This is a genomic window from Paenibacillus sp. CFBP 13594, assembly GCF_014842675.1.
Taxonomy (GTDB): domain Bacteria; phylum Bacillota; class Bacilli; order Paenibacillales; family Paenibacillaceae; genus Paenibacillus; species Paenibacillus amylolyticus_B.
The window spans coordinates 1-17,624 of the sequence record NZ_JACYVQ010000020.1 but is presented as its reverse complement, the minus strand read 5'-3'; the positions used below and the strand labels follow the sequence as shown (position 1 = coordinate 17,624).

Annotated in this window: 3 protein-coding genes; 1 reads left to right on the top strand and 2 read right to left on the bottom strand. The window is 48.6% G+C overall.

Annotation, left to right across the window (positions count from 1 at the left end):
* Positions 1–42: 42 nt before the first annotated feature.
* On the top strand, positions 43–1,278 hold the full coding sequence (locus tag IFU39_RS31730; protein WP_244661183.1) for a cytochrome P450: 1,236 nt from the start codon (positions 43–45) through the stop codon (positions 1,276–1,278).
* A 67-nt stretch (positions 1,279–1,345) separates the two neighbouring features.
* Here the strand turns inward: IFU39_RS31730 and IFU39_RS31725 are convergent, their stop codons facing one another.
* The gene (locus IFU39_RS31725; protein ID WP_192136425.1) at positions 1,346–13,618 is read right to left on the bottom strand and encodes an SDR family NAD(P)-dependent oxidoreductase; all 12,273 of its coding nucleotides are present in this window, start codon (positions 13,616–13,618) and stop codon (positions 1,346–1,348) included.
* 10 nt (positions 13,619–13,628) lie between these two features.
* On the bottom strand, positions 13,629–17,624 hold a 3,996-nt coding region (locus IFU39_RS31720; protein ID WP_192136424.1), incomplete at its 5' end, for a type I polyketide synthase.

Below are 17,624 nucleotides of genomic sequence, written 5' to 3'. Positions count from 1 at the left end.
TTTTTCAAAAAGCGCGTGATAAAAGGAGGAAACCACTTGTCAATGCCTGTCATTGATGTCAATGATCCAACCACATTCTATAATGAAAACTTCTTCGGTAATCCGTATGACGTGTATCGACAGCTGATTCAGCAAGGCGAAATTCACAAAGTGAATCTTTATGGAGGACTTTGGTACATCGGTGGATATGAAACCGTAAACAAGTACATTTCAGACCCACGCATTTCCCATAACACGGCACAACAATATTGGGCCGTCCAGTTTTCGGAGCAACAGCTCTATGGAATTCTGGAGTTTATTCGTCTGTTCTCGATGTGGATGTCCCTTCAGGATGGCACTTCTCACATCAGATATCGCAAAATGTTAACCCAGGCCTTCTCCGTGTCGGTCAAAAATCTGGCTCCCTACATTATGGATCTGATCGACGACTCTCTTGATGAACTGGAAGGAAAAGAAGAGGTGGATTTGATTCGGGATTATGCTTACCCGCTTCCCACCAAAGTCATTATGAAACTGCTGGGTCTGCCTGAGGAACAATATGAACGTGTGGCCGAATGTGCAGATAGCCTCGTTCACTTGTTCGGTTCCATGACGGTTACATATGAGGATGTCACGCGTGCACAAAATCTTTTGGTTCTGTTGACTGCCTATTTAACAGATGTGATTGAAGAACGAAGAATACATCCTCAGGAAGATTTTATTACTTACCTTATAGAAGCAACTGATGATGATGGTGTGCACCTGACAATTGAAGAAATTCATGCACAATGTGCCATGCTTCTCTTCGCCGGACATGAGACCACACGTAACCTGATTGGGAATGGCATGCTTACACTGATGAAACATCCGGAACAACTTCAGAAATTGAAAGAATCTCCGGGTCTGATCAAAAGCACCATTCAGGAAGTCCTTCGCTATGAAAGCCCTGCACAGATTACCGTAAGAACCGCCCTTGAGGACATGGAAATTCTAGATCAGCAGATTAAAAAGGGAGAATTGATCATGTTCTGCTTCGGTTCAGCCAATCATGATCCGCGAAAATTTACCGATCCTCATCTATTTGATATTGAACGTAATGAAGCGCGGAATCTGGCCTTTGGTGTAGGAATTCATTCTTGCATCGGTGCCCAGTTGGCGATGATGGAAACAGAGATTGCCATGAGCCGCCTAATCGCAAGGTATCCCCATATGGAATGGATACAGAATGAGCCTGAATGGCTTTCCAATGTAGGCTTTCGCGGTCTTCAACGGTTGCTTGTCCGCTTGAACAATAGATGACCATTATGTAAGATCGTAAGATCGAAAAAAAGCGTCGCTCTTTCATGAGCAACGCTTTTTTCTGATCTTATTTGATCTGGTTTTTGGAACTCTTGCGTGGGACTTTTGCTTTGGTGCTTTTTTTGAAGGATTGAATGTCTTTTTCCGTAACCCCTTCATTTGAATACAACTGCTTGCAGAAAGCACCTATTCGATCAGAGCTTGCGGGATTGGACAACAGTAACATATGGTTGGAAACATCGATGTCAAACATATTAAAATTCGGAATGTTCTCCGCCCATATGCTCCAATAGGTTGAGTTGTTCAGTTCGATGCAATCTTCATCTGTGACAAAGTAAGGCTCAAGTTCACCAAAGAAATGTCCGCTTTGATTGCGGAAATAATAACATGCCACAGCATCTCGATCTGCAAGCGATTGAACTTGGTACTGGTCTGCCTGATACGCCTGCTGAACCTTGACACATTGCTCAATGAGCTGCTGCAGATGCTTCTCATTTTTGAAAAGCCCTCTGGATTTCGCAATTTCTGTTAAGTGTTTAAGAAAATCCTCATTACTTAATTCCATATTGATTTCATCGCGGTGAATTAACGTGTCTGCAATTTTCTCCGGTTGATGAAGAATCGAAGACATTAGCGACATATTAACGGACTGTAAAATATAACCTTTGTCCGACGAAGTCATTTCGTCTTCATCAGAGAGATAGATCGAATCCAGCATCACCATGCTGTTCACCTGGTCACCCTGATTCTGAAGTAACCTGCACACCTCATATGCAATCAGGCCGCCAAGAGAATAACCACCGAGATCATACGGCCCTTCCGGCTGAACGGTTTTTATGACATGCACATAATACATCGCCATGCCTTCGATCCCATATAACGGAGAGCGGTCAGTCATCCAGCCTCTTGCCTGAATACCGTAGAAGGGTCGCGTACACCGGGATGCAATAACCTGATAACCTTCAACCCCACCCATTGCGGCATGAAACCAGAAGATGGGTCTGCCTTCAGAAGCATGATTCAGCCGAACAAGTTCGGGGAATTGTGGCCATGCCTTAGCAACCGACTTCAAAGAGCCATTTGTTTGCTCTTCCGGTCCGGTGACACTAAAACTTGTTGGCTTGCCCTGAAGCATAGGGGTCTGATTTAATCTGTCTGTCAGACTTGCTATGAGGTCTGCCAAAGTCAAACAATGTTGCAAATCTGCTGCATTGATTTCAGGATTCAGCTCGGTTTGCAATCGTTGAATGAACTGGATAAACACGATGGAGTCCATTCCATATTGCACAAGAGGTGTTTCTTCCTGAATCTCACCGCTTTCCAAGCCAAGCAGATTCAGGATGATGGCTGTGATCCTGTGTTCCAGTGATGTATTCCCGGCTACATCCACACCGGAATCAGGAGCCCCTTCCTCCAGGCTGGAAATGACCACAGATTTAGCATGAGTGTGAGTATGAGTAAGGTCAACCCAGCATCTTCTCTTTTCAAATGGATAACCAGGCAATGAAATGATTTGAGCAGGCTTTCCTTCATGCAGACCTTCCCATGAAACGTTGCCTCCTTTGGACCAATACAGTGCAATTTTATCAAGGCTGCCCTCAGCCATGAAAGCTCTCAATATTTTTTCGCCAGTCCTTCCTGACAACAGCTCCTTCACTGCCGAGTCTTCTTCTGCCCTTCCAGTAAACATCGGACAAGAATCGACCATGCTTTTATTTGCCTTTTCCGCTTTCAAAAACTTCTTCAGCCCGATAATGAGTTCTTTTTTATTACTCACAATTAGAGCCAAGCGTTCCGGCATCGCTTCTCTGCCCACTTGCAGCGTATACGCCACATCCCTCAAGCTCAGCTCGTTATTTAATATGACTGTATTCAGGAGTTGCTGTGCAGCGGCCTGCAAGCGTTCCTTGTTCAACGCCGACAGAATGACAACTTGGGCCACCGAATCTTCGCTCACTGCATCATTTTGCTCTGTTTCCGCGGCAACGTACTCTTCGATGACCACATGTGCATTTGTCCCACTGATGCCTGTGGTGCTAATCGCTCCCATCCTTGATGCATTCAACGGCATTCTCCACGGTCTGTTTTCTTTATTGATAATGAGGTTGCTGCCCATGCTCATGTTGATATGCCGATTAGGCTCTTCATAGGAATGCACAGCGGGAATTGTTCTATGCCTCATGGCCATCAACATCGTTATAAGGCTAACCAAACCGGATGCCGCAAAGGTATGTCCGATTAAAGGTTTTACGGAGCCAATCGCCACGGATATATCCTGATTGTTGTAAGAACCATATACGTTGGATAATGCCTGCATCTCAATTGCATCTCCTATCGGTGATCCCACACTTTGCGACATGATGAACTGCACGCTGCGTGGATCAATCCGATACCGTTTGTACACCATTTTCATCAACGCTGCCTGTGACTCAGGATCAGGCGCGGTCAATCCATTGGTTCGTCCGCTATAATTAACACCACTGCCTCTAATTGTGCCATAAATATGATCTCCGTCCTGAATGGCCTGTTTCAAAGGTTTGAGCATCAACGCGGTCACAGCCTCACCAGGCACCATTCCGTTAGCACGTTCGTCAAATACGCGGCACTGGCCGTCGGGGGATAACATGCCTGCCCGATGGAGAGCTGTGTGCAGCATGGGAGACAGTATCAGACTCACTGCCCCGGCCAAGGCTGTGTCGCACTCTCCGCTTCTTAACGCTTGACACGCTTGATGAAGAGCTACCAGCCCTGAAGAACATGCGGCGGTGATCGCCATATTGGGCCCTTTCAGATCCAGAACATAGGCAATACGGGCCGCAAGTGTGGCATTTTGATTACCGTTAATCGATCCTTTTTCTGCTGTCAAATAACCATACTCGCCTTCTTCAACCCCAACATATACACCACAATTCTGACCACGAATACGATCCCCCATATAACCGGCATCCTCCAGAGCATGCCATGCCTCTTCCAGGAATAGACGTTGTCTGGGGTCCATCATCGCTGCTTCATTCGGTGAAATATGGAAAAACATTGGATCAAAGCGATCAATATCCGCCAAATAACCTCCCCATGCAGGAATACCAGCATTCTCATCGGTTACATCCTTCCCGCCTTCTGAGGTCCAACGACTGCGGGGCAATCTCGATATACAGGAAGAACCTGATTCAACATTTGTCCACAAATCCTCGATGGTGCCTGCCTGCGGAAACCTTCCGCTCATGCCGATGATGGCTATAGGCTCTTCCCTGTGAAGTTCGGAAGGCTCAGGGACAGGATGCTCCATTGGTCCGTCAAGCTGCTCCATTACAGATGGATTGGTGTTTCTATCTGTATGAGAGTGATCTTGTATTGGTGTTGGATATGCGGTTGACATCATGCTGTACCTTGCTTCCATTTCTTCGGAAAAGGATGTGATCAGATGCTGAGAAAGTTTGTTCAGGGTGGAATGTGCAAAAAAGACGGTCGGCGACAATTCAAGCCGGAATTGCTGGCTCATAAGCTCAGCGAATTCTGCTAGACTGATCGAATCAAAACCATAATCCGCCAGATTCCGGTCCGGGTCCAACTTGGTTGCTTCCATTTTCAACAGTTGAGCAGCCCAGCCTCTCAGTTCTTGTTCTAGACATTCCTGTAAAGTCTTGCCTAATGGTGAATGTGAATTCCTTACCTGGGCCTGATCCTGATTTCTCGCTTTCGTGCGCAATCCAGGGGAAGACTGCTTGGAAGCCGGCATGTCCAAGCCCAAAAAACGATGTATCCGGCTTGGCCTTCCTGCTAGAGCAAGCTGATGTGTACCGGATTGTCTGATCGCCTGATCAAAAAAAGCGATCCCCTCATCCTTTTCCAGAAAACGCAATCCACTTGTTCTCAGATACATGTCCGTACCTTCTGACGTCCTGGAGCCCATTCCGCCTTCTCTCCAAAGTGGCCATAAAATGGCGATTGTACGAATATTCTGATCCTGCATCTGGGCGTACGCCATCTGAAAACGATTGGCCACTGCGTAGTCACAGGAACCAAAGTCCCCCAGCAGCGCCGACGAGGATGAAAAATAACAGCGAAAAGCCAGAGGTTCGTTTTGCAATGCTTCATCCATCACAAGTAATCCTTTAACCTTGGGACGTAACACTCGTTCGAATGCTTGTACGCTTTTGGACAGAAGGGTTTCCTGACTTTCCATTCCGGCGGCATGGATCCATCCGTGGATATCGCCACATTGCATTTTGGCGGATTGCAGAGCCGTTGTTACTTCTGCCGCTTCACTCACATCTGCCTGAACATATATGACCTGACTGCCATTTTTTCCAAGGTCCTTGAGCAATTGCCTGTTCAGCTCATCCAGCGGAGATCGCCCCATCAAAACAAGATTGATTCCCTTTGAAGCCCAGACTTTTGCGAAAATAACACCCAATCCGCCAAGTCCACCTGTAATCAATACAGTCTGTCCAGGCTTCGGATAACGGGTATACTCATCAGCATGTTTCGTTAAATCAACTTGCTTCATTCGACTTACCAAACGACGTCCTTGCTCAAAACGAACACTTTGTGGCGATTCCGATAAAAGTTCATCCCACAGCAGGTTCGACAGGTCCGCAAATGCCAACATATCCGAGTTCTGTCGTGCCTGCGAGCTGCATACGGTTAGTTTCGTCTTCTTCATACTCAGACCTATTGAACGTTCAAAGCCAATCCATGAGTCGAGGTAACACTGATCCAGCGCAGTGGCATGTTCACCAGCCAATAAAATACGTTTGGGATGTATATTCTCCATAACCATCGCTTGAATCATGTGTACAATCGGACTTGTATCACGTAAATATTGGGCATCATCCAACGGCCACAGATACAGAACCGCATCAATATGATCTCCTTGCTTGGCGATCATACGAAATTGCTGACAGTATGCTTCCCGATCCATTTCCCCGGCCTCCGGGCCTGCCTCTTCAACAAAATAGACCTCGGTATTCGGACTGCGGCGAGCCAACATTTCGCGAATGATAGACTGTTTGTTTTTATCCGATAACAGACATATCAGTCCCCTGACATCTTCTCTCGCCAGCTTGGCCGAATCTGAGTCAAGACGAGAGGATTCTTCCCAAATTTCCTGAAAAGAAAGCAGTTCCGTTGCTTCTTCCGATGGTATGTGCTGACTCTCAGAACCAAATTGTTGTCTTTCGGCCGGGGAACCCGATTCGAATTTTTGGACGGACTGATACGACACCCAATACTTTTCCTTGGCAAATGGATACGTGGGCAAGCTTAACCTGGAAGGTTTATCTGGATCATCTTTATATAAATGCTCCCAACGAACCGGATATCCCTTGGTCCACAGATCCAGCACCTTTCCATAGGATCCGTTTTGCAGCCATTGGTTTACGATTTCCTCTGTGCCTTCGTCCATGTTAAACCGTAATGCTTCACTGCCACCATGCAGACTCGCTTGGTACATTAAACCTTCTGGTAGTTGTTTCATGCCTTCATCCAGTGCTACGCTAAGCTTTTCCTTTAGATCGGCGATGCTGGAAGTCAGCACACCCAACCGCTCCTCCATTGCATTACGTCCCACTTGTAACGTATAGGCCAGATCGCGGAGATCAGCATCCATATATGAATTGTACTGCAATCCCTTCAGCAACAAACGAACCTGCTCCTGAAGCTCACCTTTATTCCGTGCAGACAGAACAATCATTTCCGGATATTCAGGTGCCGCTGAGTGATCCGCCTCTTTTTTATCCAATTTTCCCGTATACTCTTCAAGAATGACGTGAGCATTGGAACCACCAAAACCAAACGAACTGACCCCCGCTCGTCTTGGCATCACCTTTCCGTCCGCATTTGTAATCGGCTTCCATTCTTGGAGATCACGAACAAGGTAGAACGGACTGTCCTCTAGTTGCACGTAGGGATTCACTTCATCCAGATGGAGATTTGGAGCCAGTTTTTGATGTTTTAATTGCAGCAGCACTTTGATTACACCTGCAATGCCAGCAGCCATCTCCAAGTGCCCTATATTGCTTTTTACCGAGCCTAGTCCGCAATGCGCCTCACCCATTTGGCTATCCCCTGTGTGTTCATACAGATTCCTAAACGTCGCTTTAAGCGCATTGACCTCGATCGGATCGCCCAAAGGAGTGCCTGTGCCGTGTGTTTCGATATAACCTACCGTTCTCGGATCAATTCCTGCTTTTTGGTACGCTTCGAATAACAATTCCGTCTGAGCTTTGGGGTTGGGTGCCGTTAATGAATTGGCGCGACCCCCATGGTTTTCGTTTGTTCCACGGATAACGGCATAGATATGATCTCCTGCTTCCTCGGCATCCTTGAGCGGTTTGATCATCAACATGCCGACCCCTTCACTTCGAACATATCCATCAGCCTGAGCGGAGAACGTTTTACACCGACCATCACTGCTCAACATACCTGCCTTAGTTAAGCTTATATATCCTTCGGGTGTCAAAATGGTATTAATACCGCCTACAACGGCTGCATTGCAATCCCCGTTCCTCATCGCCGTGACTGCGCGATGGATCGCAACCAGCGAACTGGAGCATGCGGTTTCAATCGGCTCGCTCGGGCCATGGACGTTAAGAAAATAACTCATCCGGTTCGGTCCAACCGAAGGTACAATTCCCGTAGACGTATAGCTATCCAGAGCCATACCTGAAGACGCGATGAGATTGCTGTATCCCGTACCAGCCGTTCCCACAAATATGCCCAGCTTGCTGCCAGAAAGGCTTTGCGGAGCATATCCGGCGTCTTCAATCGCTTTCCACACATACAACATTAGCAGCCGCTGCTGCGGGTCCATAAGTTCCGCCTCACGGGGAGAAATACCAAAGAATCCGGGATCAAATTGATCCACACCCTCAATAAACCCTCCCCAGATCTTGTCAAGCTCCCCAGTCTCGTTAAAAGAATCCCTTTGATTGGCATACTTTTCCCGCCGAGACCGAGGAATTTCCGTAATGCAATCCCGCTGGGCTGCCAGATTGTCCCACAGCTCGTCCGGGTCAGCAGCCTTCGGGAAAATACCGCTCATGCCTACGATGGCAATGCCTTGATCCTCCATGACGTTCGTTGGTTTCATCCTTCCCACGTCCGAGGCATGTTTACTTGCAAATCGTCGGAAAACAAGAGGTTCAGCTCGTTCAGTCCCACTCTTCGCTTGTGTGGAAACCATCTGGGATGAGAATCTCGTCAAAAATTGTTGTTGGTAGGTACGTGTTACATATTGCGAGAAGGCTTGCAGCGTCGAATATTCAAAAAACAGTGCCGGGGTAAGACTCATGTTGAAATTCTCGTTAAGTGTGTTGGTCAGTTCCGTCAGCATGATGGAATCAAGTCCATACTCCCCAAGTTCAACCTCGGGATCAATTTGTGTAACCTGCACCTTAAGAAGTGACGAAATCATGGAAGCCATCGTTTCCCTGACCTTATGTTCAAGCCAGGCTGTATCCGTCTGTTCCTCTGGGATTGCTGGCTCCCCCGCATTCCGTGAGTCAAGAGCATCGGGGGAAGACAAAAACTTCTGTCTCAATCGGGTCACTTCACCTGCCGCAACCAGTACCTGACTTCTTCCACTTGCCAATGCCTGATACAAGGCTGCCGTTCCTTCTTCTTCACGCAGAGGGTGCATGCCCGTCTGTTTTTTCAAATTGCGTAATTGGTGTTCATTGATCTGCATGCCTCCCGATTCCCAAAGAGGCCAGTTCACCGATAACGTTTGTCCGGTCCGCTCTCCTCGTTGGACAAGCGTATTGCGATAAGCAGCATAACGATCCATGAAAGCATTGGCTGCTGCGTAGTCTGCCTGTCCAATGTTACCTGTCACGCCTGTACCGGAAGAAAATAAAATCATGACATCCAGATCATCCCTCCGTGTTGCTTCATCCAGATAAACCGTCCCTGCAACTTTGGATGCCAACACCTCTCTGCATTCTGCACCTGTTTTATTTTCAAGCAGACGGTCCCGGGTAATGCCAGCGCCATGCAAAATCCCGTTCACTTTCCCATACGTATGACGGACCATCGCCAGCACTGTCTGAACATTCTCTCCATCCGCTACATCCATGGTCAAATATTGAATGTGGGCGGGCAGTTCCTGTATCCTCTGCCTGACGGCAGTTGGCAACGCTGGAGACCTGCCTGTCAAAATAATCGTTGTCCCGGTCGCCTTGAGTGCGATCTCCTGTGCAAAGATGGCTCCAAGACCACCGCCGCCTCCAGTAATCACGTATACGCCCCCGTCTTGCCACGGATGGGCTGGCAGATGCTCATGGCCATCCCGATTCGAACGCTCACCGATGGAACTCACTGCCTCGGCGGATACGTCCTGAACAAGTTCTTTCCATGATGCACGGTACAGTTGATTCTCCATATATCGCAAGTGATCCTCATTCGGCAAATTTGCACAGGACTTAAGCCGTTCCAGCCATTGTTCCAGTGAAGTATCACGCTGCATTTCAATAAGCTGGCAGCGCACCTGCGGATGTTCAAGCTGAACGGTACGAAGCAGACCAGACAGCCCTGTACAGAGTCTGGATTGTTCTGCATCATCAGGTATGACAACCTGAATGAATTTGCTTCCTTCATGACGGAGGCTCTCACCATCTTTGAACTGCTCCAGCAGGGCAAGCACATATGCTTCGTAACGCTCTGCAAGGGTCCCTGCTGAACCGAGTTGTATCAGGGAAACCCCTGGCATTTCCTGTTTCAACATTTCGGTCATCGTGAAATTTGTCAACTCACCACACAGAATAATCCGGTGTTCGCTGTAGGAAACCGGTACGGAAGAAGACATGCGGTTGGGGACCGTTTCCCAGTATGGCTCCAGAAGGATTACGCCTTCTACCTCGGGCACACTCACGGTGACTTGTTCCATCCAGACCAGAACCTGACCAGCATCATTGGCTATGGCTACGTCCAGTCTGAGATCGGATCTAACCGCTCCAGTCGAGTCATGATGTGGCGCCGTGCCCAGGCGAATCCATACCCAAACAGGTTGTCCATCCTGCACAACCTCCAAGGAATGGACTGATTTTAATGTAAACGCTCCCCCGAGGTTCACTTGACCCTGCTGCCCACAAAGTTCACACATTCCAACTTGAATGGCGTCATTCAGCATTTCCGGGTCAATGATCATGTTCGTAGATCTTGTAGTTTCTACGGAACTGGAGATGTGCAGCAGCACTTCTCCATTCCCCTTATAACTTTGTTTCACACGGCCCGTCGTCTGCCCGCCAGACCATGCATTATCTGCATCCGATGTAGCTGGGTTGGAATCCAACTCACACCGTTTACGTACAGCTTGCAAGTCAAACCTTGTTAGGTCATAGGCAGAGCTTTCCAGTCTGGAGACTCTTCCCGACGTTAATAACTGCCGTCCCTTGTTGTTGCCTGCACTGCTGATTTCGAAAAAAAGTTCTTCCTGATCTTCTTCAGGGTAAATCTCAATTTGAATCTGTAATGGAAACTCCGTGTTCAGGGTGTTTGTGTCATGTTGCACCCACCTCACATCGGATAATCTGAGCTCCATCACCGATTGCCCATCCCCGTCTGATGACTCCATGGCATGCTGCGCCGCCACACGAGCCATTTCCATACAGGCTACATCGGGAAAAGTCCGTTTGTCCGATGTAGCAGAAGTTTGCAAAAATGACTCGGTTCCAGTAAAAATAGAGCCATAGCGCTGTGAGTATAAATTGGAAATGTTACTGTGTACAAGGGGATGCAGAACCCCTGCCCAGTTCGAATATTCATCTTCGAATGGCCGCGGCATTCGGGAATCCGGGATAGGAACCCAATACTTCTCTTGGGCAAACGGATACGTTGGCAGACTGATTCTGGCTGGTTTCTTCCCATCATACAGGGCTGACCATTGGACAATGAACCCTTTTGTCCAGATCTCTGCGACTTTGCCCAGCTTGCCACGCAGGTACCACTTATGGACCAGATCCTGCATTTCCTCATCTTCTGTTAGTGACAGGAGTGTATCCTTGCGTTTGGCTTGCCCTCTGTAGGTTTCAATCCCGTCATGACCTGTGACTGTTCCTTCATGCATGTAATGTGTCAGGCCAGTCTCCAATTCAGCCATAGTTCCCACAATCAGTGCCAATCGCTCCTCCATAGGCTCGCGTCCGATCTGTAACGTATAGGCCATATTAGCCAAATCGTTCTCTGCATACTTTCCTTCACGCAAGGCCAGAAGCAATTGATTCACTTGTTCACGCAATCGTGCTTCGTTTCTGGCCGACAACACTACGATCGCAGGGTGCTGTCCGGGGATTGCTGTTGTATTTTTTTCATGATTCTCCCGATTCGGAATATACTCTTCCAAAATGATATGTGCGTTCACGCCGCCAAAACCAAAGGAGCTCACGCCCGCACGTCTAGGCATTTCCCTGCCATCGCTATCTCTCGGGACAGCCCACTCTCTTGTTTCCCGCACAATATAAAACGGGCTGTTGTCCAATTGGACATAGGGGTTAATATGATCCAGATGCAAGCCTGGCACGAGCTTACGATGCTTCATCTGAAGCAATACCTTCATGACACCCGCCACACCAGCAGCCATCTCAAGGTGTCCAATATGAGACTTTACAGAACCCAAACCGCAATGCGGTGTTCCAAGCGGTTCATCTCCTGATTGACGAGCCAGCTCTTTAAAAGCGGCCTTCAGCCCGTTCACTTCAATGGGGTCACCCAGAGGTGTCCCCGTTCCATGGATTTCGATATAACCGACGGTTCTTGGATCAATATCGGCTTTGCGATAGGCCTGGATCAATAGGTCAGCCTGTGCTTTTGGATTGGGTGCCGTTAAGGAGTTAGCCCGTCCACCATGGTTCTGGCTTGTACCCCGAATCAGTCCATAGATGTGATCTCCCGCTTGTTCTGCATCTTTCACCCGCTTTAGCATCAGCATGCCGACACCTTCACCGCGAACATACCCATCAGCCTGTTCGGAAAAGGTTTTGCAACGTCCGTCTTCACTCAGCATCCCAGCACGGTTAAAGCTGATATGTCCTTCCGGGGTCAGGATGGTATTAATACCGCCAACGATGGCTGCATCACAATCCCCATTTCTCATCGCTGTTACTGCACGGTGGATGGCAACTAGCGAGCTTGAACAAGCCGTCTCTATCGGTTCACTTGGACCATGTACATTCAGAAAATAGCTCATTCGATTAGGTCCTACGGATGGAACAATTCCGGTTGAGCTATACCCCTCAATAGCCATTCCGGAACGGGAAATCAGACTGCTGTATCCCGTTCCGGAGGTGCCTACGAATATACCCAGGTTACTTCCAGACAAGCTTTGAGCAGCATAGCCCGCATCCTCAATGGTCTTCCATACATAGAGCATTAGCAGACGCTGCTGTGGGTCCATAAGTTCCGCTTCCCGCGGGGAGATGCCAAAAAATGAAGGATCGAATTCATCCACCCCATCTATAAATCCGCCCCATTTAATGTTGGTTTTATTCGATTCCTTTAGGGGATCTCCATAAATGGACTTCCAATCCCAGCGTGACAATGGAATCTCGGTGATACAATCTCTTCCTTCGATTAAATTTTCCCACAGCGCATCCATATCCTTTGCCATCGGAAACCTTCCTGTCATGCCTACGATCGCAACAGGTTCAAACGTTGTTATCGCCTTATCTGCTCGCTGAAGGGTTCGAGATTGGCTTTCCTGAGATCGCGGGCTGGTATCTCTCATCAGACGGGAGTTTCCATGCTTGGCGTTTTCCTGAGCTTTATGAAAGCTCTCATCATTTACGGAAGTTCCAGCATTCTCAGAAGTCTCAGCGTTCTCATCATGGTGAGCCATTTCGAAATTCTCGGATGACTTAAATCTGTTCTTCATTGTGGATTCAGATGAAATATGTGTTTTCTGGACATCTCTTGCCTCGGCAGGAGATGTCCACAGTTCTGCAAATTGATCAACATAGGTTTCCAAAGCATAGTCTGTAAATTGCGCTAAAGTTGAATGTTCAAAAAAAACGGCCGGCGTCAGATTCAGTCTGTAGTTCTTGTTCAGGGAGTTGCTCAGTTCGGTTAACATAATGGAATCAAATCCATACTCACTGAGCTCCACATCGGCTTCAATTTCCTCCGGTCGTACCTTCAATTGATCAGCTACAGCCTTAGTCAACATTCGGCGTGTCTTTTCATGTAACTCGGTATTAGCCTGAAGCGTATTCCCGGATTCCTGAGACTCGCCGGAAGTCTGGCTGTGTTGATTTTGCGCCATTAAAGAGGTTAGTTGATTGGCAGCATCTTGCGGATTTAGTTTACGTGTTCTGATATCATTGTATATTTGATACAAGTCGTCTTTCATCCGATCACTCCTATTCCTTCATGAACGCTTCAACAAATTGCGCTTCCGTTAGTTCCCCGTCCAGAACACGATCCACCAGTTCCGAATAGAGGTCGTCCCTGTGCTTTTCCCCTTTGGGAGAAGCTGTATACATTGGAGAGGAAATATCTAGTGTTTGTGATTTTACAGTTCTGATCTTGTCCCGAATTCGTTCAGGGTTCCCTGCCATGACCATCACTCTGGAAGAACCGGATGATAGTGCAAGGGTTAATGCCTTTATTCCCTGACTCGAATGCAGGGGTCTCATTCCCATTTGCCGCCACATCATTTGTTTGACAGATGCGTCCACCTTCATGCCGCCATTTTCCCATAATGGCCAGTTTACGGACAGTGTCCTGCCGCTTCGTTTGCCCTGACTCACCATCGTTTCCCGGTATGTTGCGTATAGGTCCATGAATGCATTGGCTGTAGCGTAATCACTCTGCCCCATATTGCCGAGCACGGCAGTTCCAGAGGAGAACAGGATGAAGAAATCCAAGGCTTCCTGCTGTGTAGAACGATCCAGGTGTATAGTGCCCGCCACTTTGGGTTTCATAACCTCACGCCATTCTTCCTCTGTCTTGGCAAGAAACAAGCTGTCTCTGATTAATCCTGCTCCATGAATAACGCCGTGGATAGCGCCATAGACTTGTTTGATGCTATCAACAAGGTTATCCACGGCTTCACCATCCGCTACATCAACCTGCAAATAGTCCACCCGTGCCCCCTGCTCTCGCAATACTTCAAGGGATTGTCCCATGAGACCATCCATCGGTGATCTGCCCACGAGAACAAGCGTTGGATGCTTGGCCTGAGTAGCGATCTCTTGCGCAAATACAAGGCCAATCCCTCCCATACCGCCTGTAATGAGGTAAACACCATGATCACGCCAAAACCGTTGTTCAAGAACAGTGGACGGATCAATCTCTTGCCAGTCTGCCCATTCCCGTCGACGACCCGTATAACGAATCCAGCTATCTTTAGGCTCGCAAACGTCCAACTTCAATTGCTGTAAAATATCTGCGTTGTCCAACTGTTCGTCCATTTCGATCAACTGTCCTGCAACAGCCGGATACTCGAGTTTAATAGTTTGCAACATACCTGACAGCGCAGCATACAAACGCTGCTCTCCATCATTAGGCACAACGGCCTGTATAATCCGCGGTTTATTCGATTCACTGGACAGTATCGTTTGAAGTGTACCAAACACCTGCAAGGCACCATCCTCAAACCACTTTTCGGCAGTGGCCATTCCCTGATCCAACCCAATCGGTATAAACGATGCTGACGGAAATTCAAGCTCCATCTCACTCAACCTGCAAGCGAATGCACCACATAAAATAACGATATGCTCAGCGTCTGGAGTCTTCCGGCTCCGACCTGCTCCTTCCACCTCCACCTCCATCTCCCGCCAGTACGGCTTTAACAGCAGCATTTCAGACTGAGCGGGTGTGTCAGCACCTGGCGCTGTGGATTTTGGATCGGGAAGCTGTCTGGAGGAAAAGCCAATTAAACGAACACAGACATCTCCTTTTTGATCAAACAAATCCATATCAAGCGTCATTCCTTTCCCATCCGAACTGGAATCGGAGCTGTAGCGCACCCATGCCCACATGTCCTGAGCACAAGCTTTGTAGATCTGGACTTTCTTTAACGCAAAAGGAACCGAAGGCTGTGGTTCACCTGAACCATGTCCCGCCTTTTTCCCATCCACATCAGGTTGCTCCAGCATCATGCCAATAGAGGCCTGCAACGCGGAGTCCAATATACAGGGATGAAGGACATATGAGTTCATTTCCGGCAACAAATGCTCAGGTAGCTTCAGTTGGGCCAAAACTTCCCTTTCACCGATGAACAATTGCTGTATTCCCTCAAATGCAGGTCCGTACTGGATACCAGCTTGCCTAAATGCCTTGTAACAATCTTCACCCGTCCAAGTCGATCGGCTGCATGCAGTCATGAGTTCGTTCAGATCATGAATTGGAGCCGATTCAGTCTTTTCATTCCATCCCAGCTGTCCTTGACTGTATACATGACGTTTCCCCTCAGCCTGCTGGCCTTGTCGGTATATCTCATAACTTATAAGCTCGGGATTCTCTGTGACAGGATGTAATCCGATTCCGACCTGAATGCTGTTATGAATTGCTGCATCTCCGTCCATGACAACGGGACTGATCCACACCACATTTTGCAGAAAAACAGGTCTTGTTCCGGCAACGGTAAGCTGCAATGCAGCCCGGGCCATCTCCAATTGGGCCACCCCGGGAAGTACGGAGACTCCATGAATAATATGATCCTTAAGGAAAAATTCTCTTCCATTGAAGACCGAGCTGAACCTTTGCTCAGTGAAATCAGACGTATTTTGTTGCACCAGGGGGTGAAGAGAAGTCCAAGAGCGCTCCCGCGATGGCGGCTCTTCCCTTTGCTCCCTTTCCTTTGACGCCATCCAATATTCCTCTCGGGCAAAAGGATACGTTGGCAGGCTGATGCGTAATGGTGGTACATCGCCATACATCTGGCCCCAGTTCAGATCATAGCCCTGGGCATACAGATCAGCCAGCACATGGAGTATATCCCTCTGTTTCTCCGAGGACAGACTTCTTTCGGTGCTTTTGATAATCCATTCGTCCCCATGCTCCTGTAACAGCTTTTGTCCAGTAAACCTTCTTGGCACCACGCCCTCAAACAAAACCCCTGACTTGGATTGCCCCCGTTGTTTCAACATGTATAGGGCATCTTCCCTGGACTGCACAACCACCGCACAACGGTGTCGGAAATGCTGTCGTCCCTCCAGCAGCGTGTAGCTGATTGCCGTCAGATCCGGCTCTTCTTCCCGATCCAGTGCGGTGATCATATCTTCTACCTTGCGCTGTAGTGCCTCTTCAGTCTTGGCTGACAACGCCAGCAAATAATAAGATGCCGCATAACCAGAGGTTTGTTTTTGCCTGCTGCCTTCATAACTTTCCACCACGACATGCACGTTGGTTCCACTCATGCCAAAGGCACTTACCGCACCCAACCTCGCCTGCTCTGTTCGTGGCCAAGACCGATTGCTTTTATTCACATAAAACGGCCCCTCCGACCACCGGATATATTCACTTTCCTCTTCACAGTGCAGACTTGCCGGGATCGTCTCATGACGCATCGCCTGTACCAGGCTAATCAGGCTCACCACTCCCGAAGCAGCGAGGGTATGACCCAAATTCGTTTTTACCGACGTCAGTGCACAGGAGCCTGGCTCCATATTTCGCGTTTTGTAGGCCTCCTGCAAAGCATTGATTTCGACTGGGTCTCCAAGACGTGTTCCCGTCCCGTGAGTCACAATGTACTGCATGTTCTCCGCTCGAATGCCGTACCGGGTATATACCTCATTCATCAGTGCTGTTTGTGCCACCCCACTTGGTGCGGTGATTCCATTCGTTTTGCCATCATAGTTCATGCCACTGCCCCGAATGACCCCGTAGATCGAGTCTCCATCCGCCTCAGCCTGGGATAAGGTCTTTAATACAACAACCGCTATCGCTTCTCCCGGGACCATGCCATTGGCACGTTGGTCAAACGCATAACAGCGCCCATCCTCAGACAGCATGCCCGCCTGGGACATCGCTTCGAGTCCCTGCTCGGTAAGCAGCAGGCTCACCCCTGCCGCAAGAGCTGTGTCACACTCTCCAGTTCGCAGGCTGGTACAGGCTTGATGAACAGCCGCCAGCCCCGAAGAACAAGCCGTATTAATCGCCATATTGGGACCATTCAGGTCCAGTAGATAGGCTAATCTAGCGGCCAGAATGGCATTGTGGTTGGATGTAAGCGGCCCGTCCAGACCAACAACTTGTAAATACTCATTGTTCTCCACCCCGACAAACATACCGACCCGGCCGGAGGAAAGCTGTCTTTTGCCATAAGCGGCATCTTCAAGCGCTCTCCAGGATTCCTGCAATAGCAATCGCTGACGCGGGTCCATGCTCTCGGCTTCACGCGGAGAAATTTC

Coding starts and splice junctions, on each gene's coding strand:
- IFU39_RS31730 (WP_244661183.1), top strand. CDS start 43: ATGCCTGTCATTGATGTCAATGATCCAACCACATTCTATAATGAAAAC.
- IFU39_RS31725 (WP_192136425.1), bottom strand. CDS start 13,618: ATGAAAGACGACTTGTATCAAATATACAATGATATCAGAACACGTAAA.